14 protein-coding genes and 2 pseudogenes are annotated in these 20,310 nt (G+C 68.1%); 10 read left to right on the top strand and 6 right to left on the bottom strand.

Annotated elements, in window-relative coordinates; all coding sequences use genetic code 11:
* The first annotated feature begins 73 nt into the window (after window positions 1–73).
* The 6 genes and pseudogenes from ABT115_RS23305 to ABT115_RS23280 all read left to right on the top strand — a co-directional run bounded on the left by ABT115_RS23305 (window position 74) and on the right by ABT115_RS23280 (window position 9,099).
* A complete protein-coding gene (locus tag ABT115_RS23305; protein ID WP_351793059.1) occupies window positions 74–1,972 on the top strand; it encodes a DNA methyltransferase in 1,899 nt (632 codons plus the stop codon).
* Window positions 1,973–1,976: 4 nt separating this feature from the next.
* Window positions 1,977–2,285: pseudogene (locus ABT115_RS23300) on the top strand (helicase); the annotation flags it as partial.
* Between the two features lie 130 nt (window positions 2,286–2,415).
* Window positions 2,416–3,903, top strand: coding sequence for a DUF3375 domain-containing protein (locus ABT115_RS23295; protein WP_351793056.1), 1,488 nt, complete (start codon window positions 2,416–2,418; stop codon window positions 3,901–3,903).
* A complete protein-coding gene (locus tag ABT115_RS23290) occupies window positions 3,900–4,490 on the top strand; it encodes a DUF4194 domain-containing protein (protein ID WP_351793054.1) in 591 nt (196 codons plus the stop codon). Before ABT115_RS23295 ends, ABT115_RS23290 begins: the two co-directional genes overlap by 4 nt.
* Window positions 4,487–7,924 (top strand): ATP-binding protein, encoded by a 3,438-nt coding sequence (locus ABT115_RS23285; protein ID WP_351793051.1) that lies wholly within the window; start codon window positions 4,487–4,489, stop codon window positions 7,922–7,924. The genes ABT115_RS23290 and ABT115_RS23285 overlap by 4 nt, the downstream gene beginning before the upstream one ends.
* Window positions 7,921–9,099, top strand: a complete 1,179-nt coding sequence (locus ABT115_RS23280; RefSeq protein WP_351793049.1) for a Wadjet anti-phage system protein JetD domain-containing protein — start codon at window positions 7,921–7,923, stop codon at window positions 9,097–9,099. The genes ABT115_RS23285 and ABT115_RS23280 overlap by 4 nt, the downstream gene beginning before the upstream one ends.
* Before the next feature lie 556 nt (window positions 9,100–9,655).
* Here the strand turns inward: ABT115_RS23280 and ABT115_RS23275 are convergent.
* Genes ABT115_RS23275 through ABT115_RS23250 form a run of 6 tightly spaced genes read right to left on the bottom strand, consistent with a single transcriptional unit; the run spans window position 9,656 to window position 15,284 of the window.
* On the bottom strand, window positions 9,656–10,333 hold the full coding sequence (locus ABT115_RS23275) for a hypothetical protein (RefSeq protein ID WP_351793046.1): 678 nt from the start codon (window positions 10,331–10,333) through the stop codon (window positions 9,656–9,658).
* 44 nt (window positions 10,334–10,377) lie between these two features.
* The gene (locus ABT115_RS23270) at window positions 10,378–11,520 is read right to left on the bottom strand and encodes a hypothetical protein (RefSeq protein ID WP_351793044.1); all 1,143 of its coding nucleotides are present in this window, start codon (window positions 11,518–11,520) and stop codon (window positions 10,378–10,380) included.
* 5 nt (window positions 11,521–11,525) lie between these two features.
* A complete protein-coding gene (locus ABT115_RS23265; protein ID WP_351793041.1) occupies window positions 11,526–12,107 on the bottom strand; it encodes a hypothetical protein in 582 nt (193 codons plus the stop codon).
* Window positions 12,104–12,931 carry an AAA family ATPase gene (locus ABT115_RS23260; RefSeq protein ID WP_351793039.1) on the bottom strand — a complete coding sequence of 276 codons (828 nt, stop codon included), beginning with the start codon at window positions 12,929–12,931 and terminating at the stop codon, window positions 12,104–12,106. The genes ABT115_RS23265 and ABT115_RS23260 overlap by 4 nt, the downstream gene beginning before the upstream one ends.
* A complete protein-coding gene (locus ABT115_RS23255; protein WP_351793036.1) occupies window positions 12,925–13,716 on the bottom strand; it encodes an AAA family ATPase in 792 nt (263 codons plus the stop codon). The genes ABT115_RS23260 and ABT115_RS23255 overlap by 7 nt, the downstream gene beginning before the upstream one ends.
* Window positions 13,713–15,284, bottom strand: coding sequence for a Mu transposase C-terminal domain-containing protein (locus tag ABT115_RS23250; protein ID WP_351793034.1), 1,572 nt, complete (start codon window positions 15,282–15,284; stop codon window positions 13,713–13,715). The genes ABT115_RS23255 and ABT115_RS23250 overlap by 4 nt, the downstream gene beginning before the upstream one ends.
* 535 nt (window positions 15,285–15,819) lie before the next feature.
* Here ABT115_RS23250 and ABT115_RS23245 point away from each other — a divergent pair.
* The 4 genes and pseudogenes from ABT115_RS23245 to ABT115_RS23230 form a co-directional block, all read left to right on the top strand.
* Window positions 15,820–16,254 (top strand): hypothetical protein, encoded by a 435-nt coding sequence (locus tag ABT115_RS23245; protein ID WP_351793031.1) that lies wholly within the window; start codon window positions 15,820–15,822, stop codon window positions 16,252–16,254.
* Window positions 16,255–16,306: 52 nt separating this feature from the next.
* Window positions 16,307–19,051 carry a DEAD/DEAH box helicase gene (locus ABT115_RS23240; protein WP_351793028.1) on the top strand — a complete coding sequence of 915 codons (2,745 nt, stop codon included), beginning with the start codon at window positions 16,307–16,309 and terminating at the stop codon, window positions 19,049–19,051.
* Window positions 19,048–19,425, top strand: a complete 378-nt coding sequence (locus tag ABT115_RS23235) for a hypothetical protein (RefSeq protein WP_351793026.1) — start codon at window positions 19,048–19,050, stop codon at window positions 19,423–19,425. Before ABT115_RS23240 ends, ABT115_RS23235 begins: the two co-directional genes overlap by 4 nt.
* A gap of 166 nt (window positions 19,426–19,591) precedes the next feature.
* Window positions 19,592–20,305, top strand: a pseudogene (locus ABT115_RS23230) (DUF4238 domain-containing protein); the annotation flags it as partial.
* Between the last annotated feature and the right edge of the window lie 5 nt (window positions 20,306–20,310).

Raw genomic sequence — 20,310 nt, 5'->3', positions numbered from 1 at the left:
GCCCGCGACCTACGTTCACAAGTGGTGGGCGAGGCGCCTGGGCAGCGTCGCACGCCACTTACTGTTGGCTGCCGTGTCCGGGCCGGACGAATCCATCGCGGACGCCTCGGACAGGCTGCGGGGGCTCGTCGTCTACGACCCCTTCGCCGGATCGGGTACCACCCTTGTCGAGGCGGCCAAACTCGGGGCCGCCGCCGTCGGCCGCGACATCAACCCCGTCGCGACGCTCACCCAGCGGCAGGCGCTGCAGCCATGGGACCTCGAGGTGCTCGCGGACCTCTTCGGTCAGGTCGTCAGGAAGTGCGCCCGCCCCGTCCAGGAACTGCACCGCACCGTCTCCGATGAACCGGTCCTGCACTACTTCTGGGTGGCCCTCGCGCACTGCCCAGAGTGCGGCGAGGACGTGGAGCTCTTCACCACCCGGGTCTTCGCCCGCCATGCGTACCCGCGCAGATTCCCCCGCGCACAGGCCGTATGCCCAGACTGCCGGGGCATCTGCGTCACCGACCTGAGCAAGGACGAGAGGGGGCACTGCCCCGCCTGCGGCCTGACCTTCTCGTTCCAAGGGGCCGCCCGCGGACGGTTCATGACGTGCCGTCTCGGACACCGCACCCCTGTCATTGCCGCGCTGAACGGCACCGTCCCGGAACGACGCATGTACGCGAAACTGGTGCTGCGCGCCGACGGCAAGCGTGAGTACCGGGCAATCGACGACTTCGACCTCTACCTCTACGACAAAGCGGCGAAGTCCCTCGCCAACACATCTCCCGATGAGCTCGTACGCCCGCTCGGCACGCTGGAGGAAGGCGTCAGCACGGTCCAGGCGCTGCGCTGGGGGTACAAATCCTGGGAGCAGTTCTTCAACGAGCGCCAGCGATACAGCCTCGGGCTGATCGGCGCGGCGCTGCGCGATCTCCCCGGGGCGTCCGCGGAACGCGAGGCGCTCATCGCATCGTTCGGCAGAACCGTCGAACACCACAACCTCTTCTGCTCCTACAAGGGGGAGGGCACCGGCCCGGTCCGCTCGATCTTCCACAACCACGTACTGCGACCGGAGCGGTGCAGCATCGAAGGAGACCCTTGGGGCGCCCAGGGGGGATCGGCCGGGTTCTCCGGGGTGCTCACCCGGCTGCACAAAGCGGCCCAGTACAAGAAAACCCCGCTGGACTTCAGGGCCGAGGCCGACCGGATCCTCTCCGTCGACCAGTCCTCGCTGCCCATCGCCCGCCCCCTGAGCACGACGTGGCAGCAGTTCGTACAGGATCCCGCAACGGCCTACACCACCACCGGTGATGCCTCGCAGACAGATCTGCCCGACAACAGCGTGGACCTCATCGTCACCGACCCCCCCTACGTCGACAACGTCCACTACTCGGAACTGGCTGACTTCTTCCACGCGTGGCTCAGCGCCATGCACCCCTACCAGGGCTACCCGGACGTGCCCAGCACCCGTGCCGTCCAGGAAGTACAGAACGCCACCCCTTATGGATTCCAAGCCACCGCAGCCCTCGTCTGGCGTGAGTGCCGGCGCGTCCTCAAACCCGGCGGCTGCCTCCTGTTCAGCTTCCACCAGTCGCAGACCACGGGCTGGTGCGCTCTGATGCGGTCGCTGTCGGACGCGGGCTTCACCGTCACCACCACCCGCGCCGTGATCGCCGAAGTGGCGACCAGTCTCTCCAAGACCGCAGCGGCGGAGCCCAACCGCATCGACGTCATCGTGGTGTGCCGGGACGCCGCGGACACGTCTGCCGGGGCAGCCCTCGACCTTGACCAGGCCGCCGCGGAGGCGCTTTCGGAGATCCAGGGCCTCCGGGGCGCCGGGCTGCGGGTGGGCCCCGGCGATGTCCGCACCGCCGTACGCGCCGCAGTCCTCGCGACAGGAACACAACAGGCAACCGCCGACTGGGAGACCCTGCAAGCAGAAGCAGACCAACGAGCCACGGCGGCGGTAGCGGAATTCAACACCACCTGACCTGGTCCGGGCCGCGCTCGCCCGGACCGGCAGCCCCGACGCGCGAGGCGTGGCGGTGGAAACCGCGAACCGACTACAAGGCCGCGAGTTCGAAGCCGTCATCGTCGTGCACCCGTTGTCCGGCCGTCGGGACGCCACGGCCTTCCACCTCAAGGCTGGGCGGCTGTGCGTGCTCGCCTCCCGTCACCGGCAAGCGTGCATCGTGGTCGCCCGCGAGGGCATCGCCGATCTTCTGGACAGTACCCCTCGACCGACCCGGTGCTGGGAAGCCAACCAGATCAGGCTGGACAAGCTTGCCCAGCACCGCGTCGCCGCCTGCGCGGGTGCCTGTGCTCGGGGTGAAATTCCAGCAGGATTCGCAAATTCATTCGTTCTTCGGGTTTTGTCAGTGCCGGTTTCTACAGTGAATTCATCTGCTGTCTTCAGAGCGGGACAGATGTTGCATGCGATCGGGGGGTTGTGTGGATTTCGACCAAGTCACAGCGCTTGTCCGCCATCCGGCGTGGGTCTTGCTGCGAGCGGACAACGCCACTTTGGTGCTGTCGTTCTGCGGCACGGTGTTCGTCGACGAGAACGCGCGCGGTGTGCCGGAATCCGTACTGGAGTCCCGGCTGGACGACCGGCTCTACCTCCTCAACGAGGAAAAGCCCGGCTCGTTTCCCCGGCCCGCCGGCACCTATCTGGCGGAGTGGACGAAGAACGGCTGGCTGCGCAAGTACTACCCAACGGGGGAGGACGAGGCGCATTTCGACGCGACTGCGGCACTCGAGAAGGCCGTGGCCTGGGTGCGGGACCTGCCCGCACGTTCGTTCATCGGAACCGAGTCCCGCCTGAACACCATCGTCGCACTTCTGCGGCAGATGGCGTTCGGAACGGAGACCGATCCGCAGACACGCATCGATGAACTGCGCCGGGAGCGTGACGCAATCGACGCCCAGATCGCACGGCTGCGCGCCGGTGAGGTCGACATGCTGTCCCCGCTCGCACTGCTGGACCGCTACCAGCAGGTGGAAAGCACCGCGGTCGAACTCCTGCGGGACTTCCGCGAAGTGGAGGCCAATCTTCGGCAACTAGACGTACGTCTGCGCCACCAGGTCGCCACCGCCGAGGGCGGGAAGGGAGAGCAACTGGCCTCGTTCCTGCTAGACCGAGACGAGATCGCCCGGTCGGATCAGGGGCAGAGCTTCCAGGCGTTCTTCGACTACCTCCTCTCCCCCCGCCGCCAGCAGGAACTATGGGAACTGCTGCAACAGGTCAACCAGCTGCCGCAGTTGGAAGACAGGGCCAACCAGAGCCTACTCAAGATCCCCTTCGCCTGGCTGGAGGCGGCCGAGAACACCCAGGACACGGTCCGGCAGCTGACCGAGCAGCTGCGCCGCTTCCTGGCCGACCGCAGCCGAGCAGAGGACCGCCGCGTACTGGCGCTGGTGCGCTCCATCCAACGTCACGTCACCGCCCTGGAAGGCCAGGCAGACCTGCCCGGCATGGCACTAGACGTCCCACGGGCACATCTGACGCTGCCGATGGAGCGACGACTGTACATGCCGGTCGAACGCATCGAGCTGGACACCGCCGCGGTGGAGGAGTCCGACGACGCGGAGGTGGACATCTCCGAGCTCTTCTCCGGCGTCCACGTCGACACCGAGGCGCTGACCGGTCATGTCCTGGAGGCGGTCGCCGCAAGCCCGAGCGGCCAGGCGAACCTGGCCGCCATCGTCGACGACCACCCGCTGACCCTGGGGCTCGCGGAACTGCTCGCCTACTTCCAGGTGGAGCACCCCGGCCTGGACACGATCGTGGACCCGAACCACACCGACCTCCTGGTCTACCCGCGCGTCCACGTGCCCGGGCACACGCAGGCGAGAGTGCCGCACGTGACGTTCGTACGCGACGAAGGCGGCACCGCCGCCGGAAAGGCGGAGCAGGAATGAGCGACGCCCTGACCGTCCCCGTGGTCCACCTGCTGAAAGCGGGTGTGCTTTATCAGAGCGATGCACCTGCCGTCTGGGAGCAGATCGTCAGCCATCAGGCGGCGATCGGCGACTACCTCAGCGTGATCGGCCTTGATGTCGTCATCGACCGCGCCGAGGGCTACGCCTACGTCCGACAGCAGGATCTCGATTCCCGTGACGACGGCGTCCCGGTGCCGCGGCTGGTCACCCGCCACCGGCTCTCGTTCCCCGTCAGCCTGATGCTCGTCCTGCTGCGCGGGCGACTCGCGGACAGCGATGCCGACGCCGCCGACCCGCGCCTGGTACTCACCCGCGACGACCTGGTCGAGATGATCCGCAGCTTCCTCCCGCCCCGCAGCAACGAAGCCCAGCTCGTCGACCAGATCGACGCCCACATCAAGAAGCTCGTCGACCTCAAGGCACTGCGCCAGACGAAACAGACCAGTACCTACGAGGTCCGCCGCCACATCAAGGCCCTGGTCGACGCCCAGGCCCTCCACGACTTCAACGACCTGCTCGCCACCTACCGCGACGCTGCCTCCACCACGGCCAAGGACGACACATGACCCTCACCACCGACCCGGCAGCGCTCATCCCACGGCAGGCAACGACCGCAGAGCCGGCCGGCACGTTCGACGTCGGCCCCGGTTACCGGCTCGCCCGCCTGGAGGTGCTCAATTGGGGCACCTTCCACCGCACCACCTGCACCTTCACCATCGACGGGCACTGCGCCCTGCTCACCGGGGGCGTGGGATCGGGCAAGTCCACCCTCGTGGACGCGCTCACCACGCTGCTGCTGCCCGCCCACAAGATCGCCTACAACAAGGCGGCGGGCGCCGACGCCAAGGAGCGCGACCTGCGGTCCTACGTCCTGGGCCATCACAAGAACGAGCGCGTCGAGGCCTCCGACACCACACGCCCTGTGGGACTGCGCGACCACACGTCGTACAGCGTGATCCTGGGCGTCTTCACCAACTACGCCCTCGGTACCCACCTCACGCTCGCCCAGGTCTTCTACTGGACATCCCCGACCAGCACCGGGCAGCCCGAGCGGTTCTACCTCACCGCCGAGGCACCGCTGTCCATCGACACCGATTTCACCGGCTTCGGCACCGACATCACCGACCTGCGCCGGCAGCTGAAACAGCGCGGGGCCACTATCCACGGCAGCACATACACCCAGTACGGCAAGGCACTGCTCAGAGGCATGGGCATCCCCAGCCTGCAGGCCCTGGACCTGTTCCACCAGACGGTGTCGATGAAGGCCGTGGGCAGCCTGGACGAGTTCGTCCGCGAGCGGATGCTGGAGCCGTTCGACGCGAAAACGGCCGTCGACAAGATCGTCGCCCACTTCGACGCGCTCACCGCCAGCCACAACGAAGTCGTCCGAGCCCGCCGGATGATCGAGGACCTAACGCCGATCGTGGTGGCCTGCAACCGGTACGACACCGTCCAGGGGGAGATCACCGCCCTGGACAAGCGCCGCAGTGCCGTCCCCGCGTTCTTCGCCCAGCACCGCCACCGGCTCCTCACGACACGTCACACCGCGCTTATGTCCGATGCGGCGGAACTGGAGGAACTGCAGTCCACTCGCGAGCGGCAGCTGGAGCAGCTGCGCGGGACGGCCGACGGCCTGCGGCGCCGTATCGACGGCGCCGGCGGGGAGAAGCTCATCTCCCTGACCGGCCGGATCGACGAGCTCGGCCGCGAACGCGAACGGCGCCGCAAGCGCGCCACCGAGTACGGCGCCTGGCTCGCGCAGGCCGGCATGGATCCCGTCACCGACGCCGCCTCCTTCCGCGAGCGCACCGACCAGATCTCCACCACCCGCTCCCGGGCCGAGGAACAAGAGCAGCGGGCCCGCGGGAAACTCGACGATCTCGCCATCGCGCGCCACGACAACACCACCGCGACCGACGCGCTGCGGCGCGAGATCACCAGCCTGCAGCAGCAGCGCTCCAGCATCCCCGCCCAGCTGCTGGCCCTGCGCCGCGAACTCGCCACCGCCGCGGGCGTCTCCGACGAGGTCCTGCCGTTCGCTGGCGAGCTGATCCAGGTCCGCGACGACGAATCCGAGTGGGCCGGCGCCGCCGAGCGCGTACTGCACGGGTTCGCCTTGTCCCTGCTGGTCCCACACGCCCACTACGACACCGTCTCGGCCTGGGTCAACGGCCGTCACCTGGGCCTCAGACTGGTCTACTACCAGGTCCCCGCGCACACACCCCTCACCATGCTGCCGGACGACCCCACCCTGCTGACCGGCAAACTCCAGCTCAAATCCGACAGCTGGGCCCGCGACTGGCTCGCCGCGCGGCTGCGCTCGCGTGCCGACTACCTGTGCGCCGAAGACCTGGACGCATTCGCCCGCGCGACCCGGCCCGCCGTCACCCGGCAGGGCCTCATCAAGGGCGGCGCAGGCCGCCACGAGAAGAACGACACCCATCGCATCGACGACCGGCGCAACTGGGTGCTGGGCTGGAGCAACCAGGCCAAGCTCGACGCTCTCCTCGCCGAGGCCACCCGCCTTACCCGCGAGAGTGCCGACATCACCACGGCCACCCGGGAACTCGAGAAGCAGCAGCGGGCCCGCGCCGGAACCGGTGCCGCTCTCACCCTGCTGGCCAGCGTCGACACCTACGCGGAACTCAACTGGCAGAGCACCGTCGCGGACATCGAGCAGTTCGAGCAGCAGAAGAGCGCCCTGGAAGCAGAAGCCGGTCTGGACAAGCTCACCGCGCAGCTCCGGCGGACCGAGGACGAGATCGTACAGAGCAGCAAGACGTTCACCACGGGGCAGGAGGAGCTGGGCGGCCTGCGCCGCGACGTCCAGCACATCGCCGACCTGCTGGGCAGGACCACCACGTTCCTCGCGAAGTGCGACCTCGACGGCATGGCGGAGCACGAGGAAGCCCTGAGGAAGTTCCTGCCCGCAGCCGACGGCGACGGCCTCTTGGAGATGCTGGACGACGCCGAGCGCCATGCCGAAGCACGTCTGCTGCGCAGCAGCGGCAGTCGTCACGAGGCCCTGCGCCACGCCAGCAGCCAGGCAGCGGGGCTGATGACCGCCTTCCGCGGCAGGTACCCGGTCCACACCGCCGAGTTGGACAACACCATCGAATCCGCCGACGGTTACCGCGCGTTGCACAGCCGGCTCACCGGCGATGACCTGCCCCGATTCGAGGAGCAGTTCCTCCTGTACCTGCGCACCAACGTCATCCGCGACATCGCTTCCTTCCAGGCCCATCTCGGCGCACAGGAGCAGCAGATCCGCGAGCGCATGGACGTGATCAACACCTCGCTGGCCGGCATCGACTACAACCCGGGCCGCTACATCCGGCTCAACGCCGCCCCCACGCCGAACAAGGAGGTCCGCGAGTTCCAGCACGACCTGCGCGCCTGCACCAGCGAAGCGCTCTCGAATGATGCCGATGACGCGTACACCGAAGAGAAGTTCCTCCAGGTCAAGGCGCTCCTCGACCGCTTCAAGGGCCGCGCGGAGCACGCCCGTCTCGACAGGGAGTGGACCGTCCGGGTCACCGACGTGCGGCGCTGGTTCGTCTTCTCCGCCAGCGAACTCAACCGCGAGGACGACGCCGAGTACGAGGTCCACTCCGACTCCGGCGGCAAGTCCGGCGGGCAGAAGGAAAAACTCGCCTACACCATCCTCGCGGCTTCCCTCGCCTACCAGTTCCGCATCGACCCCACCGCCGCCAAACCCAAGACGTTCCACTTCGTCACCATCGACGAAGCCTTCGGGCGCGGCGACGACCCCTCCGCCCACTTCGCCCTCGACCTGTTCCAGCGCCTGGGCCTGCAACTCCTCGTCGTCACCCCGCTCCAGAAACTCCACGTCATCGAGCCCCACGTCACCCGCGTCGGCTACGTCGACCGCCCCGACAAGACCCGTTCCCGCCTGAACAACCTCACTATCGAGGAGTTCCGCGCCCACAAGCAGGCAGCAGCCCAGCAGGCGAACCAGCCCCCGAAGGAGCAAGCGTGACCCCGGCAGAATGGACCCGCCCCGAGCATGTGGTGGAAACCCTGCGCCGCAAGTGGACCAGCGGCCGCTATCTCACCGCCGCGGCGGGCAATCACCCATTCGAACCCATCGGAGTACCGCTGAAGGGCCCGACCGCGGCCGACGCCCTGCAGCACTACGAGCAGGCACTCGCCTGGGCCCAGTGCTGGGCCCCCGACCGAAACCCCCATCTGCGCATCCAGACCAAAACGATCGGAGGCCGCAACGGCGCCCCGTCGAATACCGTCCCAGCCCGAGCCTGGGTCGACACCCGCGACCGCCTCTGGACGCTGCTCCGCGTCACCACCCAGGTCGACTACTTCCACACCCTGCACGAGCAGACCGCACGCCAGGACCCCGGCATCGCACGGTGGATGGCCGACCACCCCATGAAGGTGCTCGTCCACGCCGCAGACTGGCACCAGCTCGTACTCACCACGTGCTGGATCCGCGACCACGACACGAAAGCGGTCTACCTGCGCGAGATCGACACCCCGGGCGTGGACACCAAATTCATCGAGACCAACAAAGGAATCCTCGCCGAACTCCTCGACTGTGTGCTCCCTGAAAGCCGCGTCAACACCAGCGCACCGAAAAGCGATCTCGTCGCCCGCTACGGCTTTCGCACCAAACCCATCTACATCCGCCTGCGCTACCTCGGCGCCTCTCCCCTGCCATTCAGCGAACTCACCGTCCGTGCCGAGGAACTGGCCAACTGGCCCACCGGGGTACGCACCGTCTTCGTCCTCGAGAACGAGATCACCTACCTCTCGCTCCCGCCGGTCCCCGACGCCATCGCCATCCTCGGCTCCGGATACGCCGCCGCCCTGCTGCGTCACCTGCCCTGGCTCGACGACGTCGACCTCTGTTACTGGGGCGACATCGACACCCATGGCTTCGCCATCCTCAACCAGGTCCGAGGACGCTTCCCGCACACCACGTCACTGCTCATGGACCGCGCCACCCTCCTCGCCCACGAGTCCCACTGGGGCCGGGAGAAGAGCCAGGCACGCGGCGGCCTGACACACCTCACCCCCGAGGAGGCCCACCTCGATCAGGATCTGCGGACCGGCGCCTACCGGCCGCACCTGCGCCTGGAGCAGGAGCGCATCGCCATCACCGCCGTGCGAGAGGCTATGACACAGCACCAGAGATGACACTTGGCGCCGCGAACACCAAACGGCCGCAGACCAGGAGTGGTCGAGGACGAGACCACGCCGGCCGGCCGGTCCGCGGCTCTCTGCGCTCCGCCCTCCGCCTCTACCGTGCCCGCGGTGCACGGGGCGCGGCCAAGATCGACGAACGCACGCGCCCGAATCTTCGTCACCCGCCAGCACTGGCCAGCAGCCGGCCAACCCTCCGCAGCCTGACGGCAACACCCCCGCCTCGCGGTGAACCGCTGGCAGCTGCCGAGGGCGTGAACGAGGACATCCACTGCCGGATCCACGACGCCGACAGCAGAGCTCTACTGGGGTCTGTACGGGCCACGGTGGCACGCTGAGAGCTGGGGTGGCCACTGCTGGCGTGTCGAAGATGCCAGCCCGGGCCGCAACCGGGTCATCCGCGCTTACGACGACCCGGTGGGGCCGGTCTTCGACCGGCCCGCGGGACCGCAACGCGTTCAACGCCCGCCGCCAGAGTGCGCCCCCAGCCCCACACCCGTCGGTCGACAGCCACACCTTCATAGCGGTCGGCGACTGGGCGGGCTGCTGCTCAGGTCGTCATGAGGCGGTGGTAGTCCTCGACCTGCTTCGCCAGGTCGTCTTCGGGGATGCCGGTGAAGGCGCTCATCTGGGCGTAGGACAAGCCGGCCCGGCGTCCGACCAGCGCGAACTCGTGTAGGGCCTGGTTGATCCGGGCCCTGGCGCCTGCGAGGGAGACCATGCCGAGCTCGACCCCATCAGCGGCCAACAGCGTCCCTTCGATCTTCAGCTCCGCCAGGTCGCGCGCCGCACTGCTGATCAGGTAGGTCACGAAACTCGGCATGTCGGAAGGTACGTTGCCCGCCCAGGACTGCTCGTGTGATTGCGGCGAGGCGCCGGAAGCATGCTGGGGGCGGCGGCCGGTGATGTACTCCCACACCCACCGGTAGGACAGCGGAAGTCTGCTGGTGCGAAGACTCAGCTCCTCGTACAGCTCGAAGGCCGAGCGGCGTTCGGCAGGCGCCTTGGCCTGGTCTTCGGCGAGCAGCGCGTCCAGAAGCTGACGGGCCTCGCCCAGCTGCTCCTCGTCGGCCGGGAGAGAATGCGGCAGCGGCAGCACGGTCGAGATCGCCTCCATGACCGTCTGGCGGGATACACCGTGGCGGGCGGCCAGGGATCTCGGCAGCCTGTCGCCGCCGCGGTGGTCGCGGCGGATCGCTTCGAAGAGTCCTGTCCCTGGCTCGGCCATCATCTGCTCCTGTTTTCCCTCGGTTGGTTGGATTCCTGCACGCTTCATGCTGCCCGGCCGGGTGCTGGTGTGCCGCCCGCGTCAGGACGCATGGCGGCTGGCCGCCCGGAACGCGAGGTGGAGGCGGCGAAGTGCCGCTTCGGGTCCGGTGCCTGGTGCTCGTACAGGCCGCAGGCGTGGGCTGCTTCGGTCAGAGCCGCGTGGTCCCAGGACCTGATGTGGGGCGTGGCAGTGTTATCCGCACGCCCCTCCAGCTGCCTGAAGTGACAGGCTGCCTCGATCAAGTCCACTGCCCAGGACGGTGTCTGCATCTCCCGGCCACGGCCCGCTCGGGCCGGGAGGTCCGTCTGGGCGGCGAAAACCCGCACCGCCAGCGCCGCGGCGTGGACGGGATGGGCGATGCGCGCGTGCAGTCGGTGCGCGAGGAGCTCGGTCGGCTCGTCGGGCTCGGGCGGGAAGCGGCCGGCGGCGGGCAGCGGGAGCACCACGCGGCCCAGGCGGCGGGCCGCTGCCTCGATGTGGCCGCGGCCGGGCGCACGGCGGGTGGGCAGCAGGAAGCACGGCTCGCCCTCGTCGGGCGGGAACTGCGCGTTTGCCTCCCACCACGCGAACCGGCCGGCGACCGGCGGTGGAGCAGGCGCGGGAGCGGCCACGGCGCGGCGGGCCGCGTCCAGGGTGTGCACCGCTTCATGCGGGAGGGCGACGAGCGCGGTGGCCAGGGCGGGCGGCAACGGGCCGTGGCACAGCAGAGTCAGACGGATTTTGGTGAGCTCCCGCAGGGCGAAGAGGTGCTCGAAGTGCCGGGAGCTGATGCGATGGGCCCGGGTGACGACGACATGACCGATCCGCAGCGCGGATATCCAGGCGGCAACCGCGCGCCAGGCGGTCTCGGTGTTGCCACTCCAGTAGGTGCCGTCCTCGTTACCAGCCGACGCGAAGTGTTTACCCATGCTGCGCAGCAGGTCGTGGGCCAGGGAGGCGGGAGCGCTCGCCACCGGGGTGGGGTGGACGGTGATGCGGCCCCGCGCGGGGGTATGGGCGGCCAGCGCGGCAGCCATGAAGGCGTAGTCATCGTTTGGGTCGTGCACCACGGTGAGCGGGGGCAGGCCGGGGCTGGTGTGGCTGGGTGACCATGTGGGCTTCCACGCTCCGGTGGTGGTGGCAGGCATGGTGGTCGTACGAGGCATCGGCATCATCGCGGCCTGGGTGGTGGTGTCGGGTCAGCAGCGGGCACCGACGCGCAGCCGTCTGCGGCGGCCTCTGCGTCCGTGAGGGGGCGGGCGGCGAGGGCGAACAACACGTCCGGGTGGGCAGTCGGCTGTTCGCCGGAGAGGGCGGGCAGACGCCGGTTGGCCAGACGCGGGATCTGCTCGGCGGGCAGGTCGGGGATATGGCCGCAGGCGGTGTGGTACAGCAGGCGGGTCAGGGCGGCGGCCTCGCCGGGGGCAAGAGAGGCTGCGGTGTGGCCGCAGTTGTGCAGGTTCTGCCGCTGCTTCCAGGCAGGGTCGGTGGACATCCGCTCGGCCTCGGGGCGGGAGAACCTGTGGCGGCCCCTGGCGCGCAGTAGGTCCAGCGCGAGGTAGGCCAGGCTGGTGGTGTGCGGGGTGGGGTCGACGGTGATCCGGCCGCGGGCGGGATCGGCCCGCTGGTAGGCGGCTCGGTGTACCGCGTGGTCGTCGTCGCCGTCCAGCAGCAGCCTCACAGGTCGCGCCGCCGGGGTGGTTGGCGGTGCAGCGGCCCGTGCAGGGGCGGGGGCAGGTGTGGGGGTGGTCATGGGCGGCGTCCGCCATCGACCCGGTCCGCCACGGCGTGCAGCAGATCCTGATCGGGTGTGCTCGCTTTGGTGGCGGCCAATGCTCGTTGGGTGTGGTGGGTGAGCACGGCCCAGCGGCGCAGAGCGCCGTCGGCGATACGGGCGTCCAGCGCCTTGAGGTCGTCGGGCGGGACACTCTGCCACACGGGGTGCAAAGCGTGAGCAGCCTTCGGGACCTGGTCGCGGGTGAGCGGAGGGATCTGAAGCCAGCCGGCGCACCGGGAGGCGAGCATCCGCTGGGCGCGCAGGGAGCGTTCGCCGCGCGCCTGGGCGATCAGGACCACGCACAGCCCCTGGGGGAGGTCGTCGTGGAGGAAACGCAGGTACTCAAAGCAGGACGCCGACAGCCGGTGGGCGTCCTCGACCACGACGATCCGCGGCCCTTGGACCAGGGCGCGGCGGATCAGCGTGTCGGCGGCCCCGGGGTCGGCAGGCGGCTCACCGTGGAGCTTCAGTTCCTTGTGGAGGGCGGCGCGCAGGTCCGCCGGGGCCGGCTGGGCCCGGAAGTCCAGTGGCAGCAGCTCACCGACCCGGCGGGCGGCGGTGTGGACGGCGAAGGTCTTGCCGACCCCGGCCGCACCCAGCACGCACACGAACCGGCCCTGGGCGTAGGCGTCAGCGAGCGCATCGCCGACGGCGAGCATGCTCGGGGTGAGCAGGGTGCGTAGCCCCGGAGTCTGTAGATAGTGCAGGCCGGGTGGAGCCGTTTCTTCCATGATGGCGAAGGGCTCGGCTGCGGCGTCCGTGCCCCAGATGGGCGAGGGCGGAGGCGGAGAGGTCAGCACCGTTTCAGGGCCCAGTCCACGATGCGGTCGTCGACCGTGTCGGCCTTGAAGTGCTCCATGCCCTTGATCACGTGTTTGGTGACCTTTACCCACTCACGGAAAGAACCAAGCGCGTACTGGGTGTCGACCCTCCTGAGCAGCGCTTCGTCCGCACTCCTCCACACCGGGTGCGAGTCGGGCACGGTCTTGAGGATCTCGTCCTCGGTCATGGCGAGGATCTCCAGGCGGATGTAGATCCGCGAGGCCAGCGCCGGGTCGCTCTGCAGCGTCTCGTAGGCCTCCCGGCCGCCGACGAACAGGATGGCGGGCTTGGGGTCGCAGGTATCCCACAGCTTGCGCAGGAACTCGAAGTTCTCCCGTCGGTATTGCTGGGCCTCGTCGCACACGATCACATACGGGCGCCGGGGCAGGGTCTCGCGCAGCAGCTTGTCGAACGCGGTCGGGGTGCCCGGCATCTTGCAGGAGAGTCTCATCTGATGAAACAGCTCCTCGCGCAGGTCCTTCGGCCCTGGGCGGGAGCGGGCGAAGTCCAGCGGGAGGATCAGATCGGGGTTCATCTCCTGGATCGTGGCCCGGGTACCGAAGCTCTTGCCGAGCCCCGCGTCGCCGTAAATCACCGACAGCGCCCGCGACTCGACGGTGTCGACGACGGTGTCCTTGATCTGCAGCAGCGTGTCGGTGGCGACCAGCGATGAGTCCTCAAGACCGAGGAAGAACTGCGGGCGCAAATCCGGGCGGCGTACCGCCGCCCCGGTCGGCTGCGGCGCGGGTGCGGTGGATGTCACGTGTCCTCCGAGGATGGCTGAGAGGGGGCAGAGATCTGGCCGGGGCGTGCCCAGCCAGCCGGGATAGGGGTCAAGGGCTGATAGGGCTCTTCGCGTCGGCGGTGAGCAGCAGGCGCTCGTCGGTTGGTACCCGCGAGTTCGGCGAGCGCCTCCTCTCTGGTCATGCGGATTGCCTGGACGGGTAGTTGGGGTTCGGTAGCCGGCAGATAGCGGTCGCGCCTGCGTTCGCCGGAACGCTGCAGCGCTTTGCGCAGTTCAGCACTGTGCTCCTTACGGTCCTCAAGGACTTTGGTGCGCAGTTCCTTGGTGGCTTCGTCGCTGAGGAAAGCCCGGCCCAGGTAGCGGTTGCCGCGGAAAGTGTGCAGGTCGATCTCGTGGCTGTGATGCGGCATCCACCGGACCCGCACCTCAACCCCGATCCGGCCGACTCCGTTCTCAGGCATGTAGTAACGGCCTGAGAACTCGACCCCGTGGCTGGTGATCTTCCGGGGCCGGTGGTCGCTCTCCAGCATGAAGGCACGCAACTCGGCCGGAGCAGGCTCGGGCCGGATCTCGGTGGGGTCGGCCATCCACGCCTCAAGCGGCGTCAGCCCCGTGCGCTTCACGACGTGCTTGGTGTTGTGTTCGGTGACCCATTCACGCAGCAGGTTGACGAACGCCTCGAAGGTCAGTGGTGGGTCCTGGTCGCCGACGCGGCTCACGTGATCAAGGCGGGGTGCTTTGGTGTAACGGGGCAGGTCGGCGAAGAAGCGGGTCATGCTGGTGCGGTTCAGCCGCTCGATACCGCCTTTGTGGCGTGCGCTGCGCACCCGGTGTATCGGCACACCGAGGAGCCCGAAGGATCGCCGGACGGTCTTGGACAGAAAGTCGGCACCGCCGTCGACCCGTACCAAGTGCGGCAGTCCACCGGGCGGTCCGTAAGGGTCCTCCCGCAGTACCGCCGAGCGCATGGCCGCCAGGACCGATCCGCGGTGCGCCGAACCGGCGGTGACTGCCCAGCCCATCACGTAGCTGGTGCCGCGGTCCTCGAACCATGTGACCCATGCGTTCGACAACGTACTGTCGGGCATCATCAGAACAAGCGGCGCCTGCTTGTGATCGCCCTCCCATACCTGGTTCCGGGCTACCGCAGGCCGTTGGAAAGCGGGGTCGAAGCCGCGGGCGGCCGGAATGCCCTCCCGAAGGCCCGCCATGAAACCGGGGTCGAGGTCACGGGCGATGGCGTCGTGCAGCGTGGTCAGACCGATCGGCTTCTCCCCAGCCGCCTTGGCCTCACGCACCAGATACTCGTGGGCGCGCTTAACGTTGCCCCGGTAGTCGGCGAGGACATCGATGATCTCCTCGGTGATCCGGATCCGCCTACGCTCAGGCTTCTCCGTGCTGCCGGTCTCCTCGGCCTGCGCCAGCCAGCGCCACACCTGCCGCACGCTGACGTCCACTGACTCGGCGACCAGTCTCACATGCGCGGTGGTCAACTCCCCCGCCCCACGCAACCGCAGCAGCCGGGCCACAGCAGCGGGCCGCAACTCGTCCCGATGCCGCCCCAAGCCCGCCTCCGAGGCGCTCATCAGTCTCCTCACCGGTGCCGGCACCCGCGAAGGCGGCGGGCGGATAACGGCACGGTGATCACGTACAGCCTCCAACAACGAACAACGTTTGCTAACAGGGCAGTTCAGCCAGACGCGTGTGTGACGGATGCGTCTGATGCGAGGCTACGAGCCGCACATGGGCTTCCCGCCCAGCCACCCACTCGGACGGGTGACAGCAGAACATTCCCGCCAGTTCGATGGACGCGCATGCTAACGAGCCCTCGAAACTGCTGCGGGAATCTGGACCAGCCAGGCCCCGCGGCACCTGCCAGAAACCGCCGGACACACACCTCCGCCCAGGTGGCTCCATGAAGACCAGGAAGACAAAGGAGACACGGCGAACACGACACCGGCCGATACGGCCTCACGTCACCGAAATACTCGGCAAACTGTCACCATGATCGACTGATCCAACCGCCGCTGAACAGCACGAATACACCTACACATCAGTGACATACAACGCCGAACACCTCAGCGACATCACGGCCGAACCTCACATCCCTACCCTGGAGTGATGGAAGTGCAAGGTCTACTGGCACTGCTTGGAGCAATTCTCGGTGGAACTCTAGTTCTCTTAGGTGACTTCATTCGACGCAGAGTCGAAAAGCGAAAGGAGGAAGTGAATCGGCTCGTAGAAGTGAGTTCACGGCTCTCTTCCATGTACAACCGGCTGTGTGGGCAGCTACTTGACGCTGCTATAGCTGGTGTAGCGGCGTCAGATCTGGCCATTGCAGATCCGCTCCGCTACGAAATAACAACCCAGTTCTTCATGACTCCTGGTAGCGAACAACTTCGCTCCCACGCTTCCCGTTTGATCGACGCATACAACCGACTTCAGGATTCATACGGGCAAGAGTCGACCTGGGATGCTGCTCGCGATGAACACGGCTTAGCTGTGCGCGAGTTCGAAGCTGCTGTTCGCGCCATCGTGCATCGCCATCACATCTGAAGCTCCACTGAGGATTCCTGATCGTCGAGCTTGGATAAGTAAGGGGATCTTTGTGATTCATCTCAAAGAACACCAAGTAGATCAGAAGTCGGCGTTTAGAAATTGGGTGGGATTTCCTGCAAGGTCATCTGTGCCCCCTCAGGGTGCCCGGGGCACGATCGTGTCAGCGACCGGCTCGGGTAAGACGATCACAGCCGCCGCGTGCGCGCTGGAGTCGTTCGCGGACGGCCGGATCCTCGTGACCGTGCCGACCCTGGACCTGCTCGCGCAGACCGCCCAGGCGTGGCGGGCGGTGGGCCACCGGGCGCCGATGGTCGCGGTGTGCTCGCTGGAGAACGACGCGGTCCTCAACTCGCTGGGGGTGCGCACCACCACCAACCCGATCCAGCTCGCCCTGTGGGCCGGGCACGGGCCGGTCGTCGTGTTCGCCACGTACGCCTCCCTCGTGGACCGCGAGGACATCGACGCACCCGAGAGCCAGCGGAAGGTTCGCGGGCCGCTGGAGGCCGCTCTGGCGGGCGGGGAGCGCCTGTACGGGCAGCAGATGGCCCCGTTCGACCTCGCGATCGTCGATGAGGCGCACGGAACCACTGGTGATCTTGGGCGGCCGTGGGCCGCGATCCACGACAACCAGCGGATCCCCGCCGACTTCCGGCTCTACCTCACCGCCACCCCGCGCATCCTCGCCGCGGCCCGCCCACAGAAGGGCACCGGCGGCCAGGAGGTGGAGATCGCGACCATGGCTGACGACCCGGAGGGCACGTACGGTGCCTGGCTCGCCGAGCTCGGGCTCTCGGAGGCGATCGAGCGCGAGATCCTCGCCGGTTTCGAGATCGACGTCCTGGAGATCCGCGACCCCTCGCCGGTCCTCGGGGAGTCCGAGGAGGCGCGGCGCGGCCGGCGCCTGGCACTCCTGCAGACCGCACTTCTAGAGCACGCGGCGGCGTACAACCTGCGTACGGTCATGACGTTCCACCAGAAGGTCGAGGAAGCCCGCGCGTTCGCGGACAAACTCCCCGAGACCGCTGCCGAGCTGTACGTGAACGATGCCTCGAACGAGGACCTGGCGGCTGCGGACCGGCTGCCGAAGTCGTCGATCGACGCGGCGTTCTACGAGCTGGAGGCCGGCCGCCATGTTCCGCCGGACCGGGTGTGGTCGGCGTGGCTGTGCGGCGACCACCTCGTCAGTGAGCGGCGTGAGGTCCTGCGCCAGTTCGCCAACGGCATCAACGCAGCCGGGCGCCGGGTCCACCGCGCGTTCCTCGCCAGCTGCCGCGTGCTCGGGGAAGGCGTCGACATCACCGGCGAGCGCGGGGTGGAGGCGATCTGCTTCGCGGACACCCGCGGCTCGCAGGTGGAGATCGTGCAGAACATCGGCCGGGCGCTGCGCCTCAACAAGGACGGCTCCACCAAGGTCGCCCGCATCATCGTCCCGGTGTTCCTGGAGCCCGGCGAGGACCCCACCGACATGGTCGCCAGTGCCAGTTTCCGCCCCCTTGTCGCGGTCCTCCAGGGCCTACGTTCGCATGACGAACGTCTGGTCGAGCAGCTCGCTTCCCGCGCGCTCACCAGCGGGAAACGCAAGGTCCACGTCCGACGTGACCAGGACGGGCAGATTGTCGGGGCCGGTGGTGAGGGTGACGGCGAGGACCAGGAGGACGACGACACGCAGACCGCCGCCGAAGCCGTCCTGCTCCACTTCTCCAGCCCGCGCGACGCGGCGACGATCGCGGCGTTCCTGCGGGCCCGGGTGTACCGGCCGGAGTCGCTGGTGTGGCTGGAGGGCTACCAGGCCCTCATCCGGTGGCGGGCAGAGAACGAGATCACCGGCGTCCATGCCGTTGCCTACGACGTCGAGGTCGAAGTGGGGGTCACGAAGGGTTTTCCGCTTGGCCGATGGGTCCATCAGCAGCGGAAGGCGCTGCGGGCGGGTGAGCTGGAGGAGCGGCGCAAGACCCTGCTGGACGCCCCGGAAGCCGGGATGGTCTGGGAGCCGGGCGAGGAAGCGTGGGAGAACAAGCTCGCCGCGCTCCGGTCCTACCGGCAGGCCACCGGGCACCTCGCGCCCCGGCAGGACGCCGTGTGGGGCGACCCGGCTGGCGACAGCCCCGTACCAATCGGGCAGCACCTGGCCAACCTCCGCCGGAAGAGCGGCCTCGGGAAGGACCCGAAGCGGGCGGAGGAGCGCGCAAAGCAGCTGGCCGCGGTCGATGAGGACTGGAACTGCCCGTGGCCGCTGGACTGGCAGCGCCACTACCGCGTCCTCGCCGACCTGGTCGACGCCGACGGCGTCCTGCCCTACATCGCGCCGGGGGTGCTGTTCGAGGGCGACGACCTCGGCCGCTGGATCCAGCGACAGGCCGGCAACTGGGCGCAGCTCTCGGCCGAACAGCAGGAAAGACTGACCGCACTGGGCATCGAACCTGCCGAGCGGCCCTCTGCAGCCCCGGCCAGGAAGGGCGCGGCCGGCGCCAAGATGTCGGCGGCCTTCACCCGGGGCGTGGCAGCCCTGGCGCAATACATCGCGCGCGAGGGCACCACGACCGTGAAGCGCCCCCATCACGAGACGATCGTCATCGACGGCCAGGAGCAGGAGCTCGCTCTGGGCATCTGGTACGCCAACCAGAAGCAACGACGAGACAAGCTCACTTGCGAGCAGCAAGCCGCCCTCGCCGCCTTGGGTGTGCCCTGGGCGAAGGCCGCAGCGGTGTCTGCCCCGTCCGGCAGCACGGACGACGGTTCTGTCCGGCCCTCGCCGTCGGACGCACGGAAGACCACGGCCAGGGCGACACGGTGACGCGGGAAGAGCGCGAGACCCAGGCAGCACGGGGCTGGCGGACGCGGGCGCAGCGGATGAACGAGCTGATGCGCAACCACACCAAGGCAGAACTGCTGCGCATGGCCTACGCGGGCGGCCTGGTGAACCACAACTCCCCCGAGAAGTGGCGCAAGGACGAAATCGCCTCCGCCGTCGTGGACATCGAGTTCCACGCGGCCGACCAGCCTGCCCCGGCCCCGCCCGCCGCAGCCACCGCGCGTCCCGTTCCTGCGAAGCCGCTGCTGGAGCGGGGCCACCGTGACGAGTGCGACAAGTCGGTGTACGAGGGCGGCACCTGCACCTGCGGCCTCATCGAGCAGTACGGACCGCCCTCAAACCGAGACGACTACTGAAACGGGCACCACTCCCCGCTCCGCCGAACCCCGGGCCTTTCGAGGCCTGGGGTCAACTGTTGCCGGTTGGCATATAGCCGCCGCTTCTACGCGTCCCAGCCCGTGAGCGGTCGGCGGAAGCGGAAAACCCAAGCGCGGTCCCTCCCGATTCGCGACCATAGATCCCGTGAACGTCAAAAACACCGGGCGCGGAAGCAGAGATCCGGAACGGATCGCCGAACTCACTCCCCAGGCGAGCGAGAACGTGACGGGCCAGCACATCGTTTCGAAGGTGCTGTTGCGTGAATGGGCCGCCGCCGTGAAGCACACCACCGTTGAGCACGTGCAACCCTACGATCTGCAACACCCGGAGCGCCGGCTCAACACCCGACCGCCTCGGGGCATCGGAAAGATCGAGAACTTCGTGCCGTGGGCTTCCACGTCGCTGGAGATCAAGTGGGGTCTGGTCGAGCGAGGTCTACCCAACGCCCTCGCCGCGGTCAAGGCGGGGACCGCACTGGAAGAGCCGGGTACTGCCGGGATTCTGCGTGACCTGATCGCGTTGCACTACATCCGGTCCCACCATTACCGCGAGGCCTTCAACCGCGTTCGCACCGAGTTCTTGCCACGGCAACGGGAGTGGCTCCTCACCGAGCGTGCTGGCCATCTGGAGGCTGCCTACTTGCAGCACACAGGGCGGCCCGCGGCCGGACCGGAGGACTTGGCTGTCATCGCCGACGAGGTATTCAGCCCGATGCTCGACCAGTTCCACGACGGATCACTGCTTCGCGTGCGCATTGAGGCATCCTTCGACCAAACCCGCCAGCTCATGGCTCGGTATGCCCTGGAGATCCTGGAGCCCGAAGAGGGCGAATTCCTGATCGGAGACAACCCTGCTCTGACCGT

The sequence above is a fragment of the Streptomyces sp. NPDC001832 genome, from assembly GCF_040297265.1.
GTDB lineage: Bacteria > Actinomycetota > Actinomycetes > Streptomycetales > Streptomycetaceae > Streptomyces.
The sequence above is the reverse complement of the archived record's forward strand: the minus strand, read 5'-3'. Positions and strand labels throughout refer to the sequence as shown.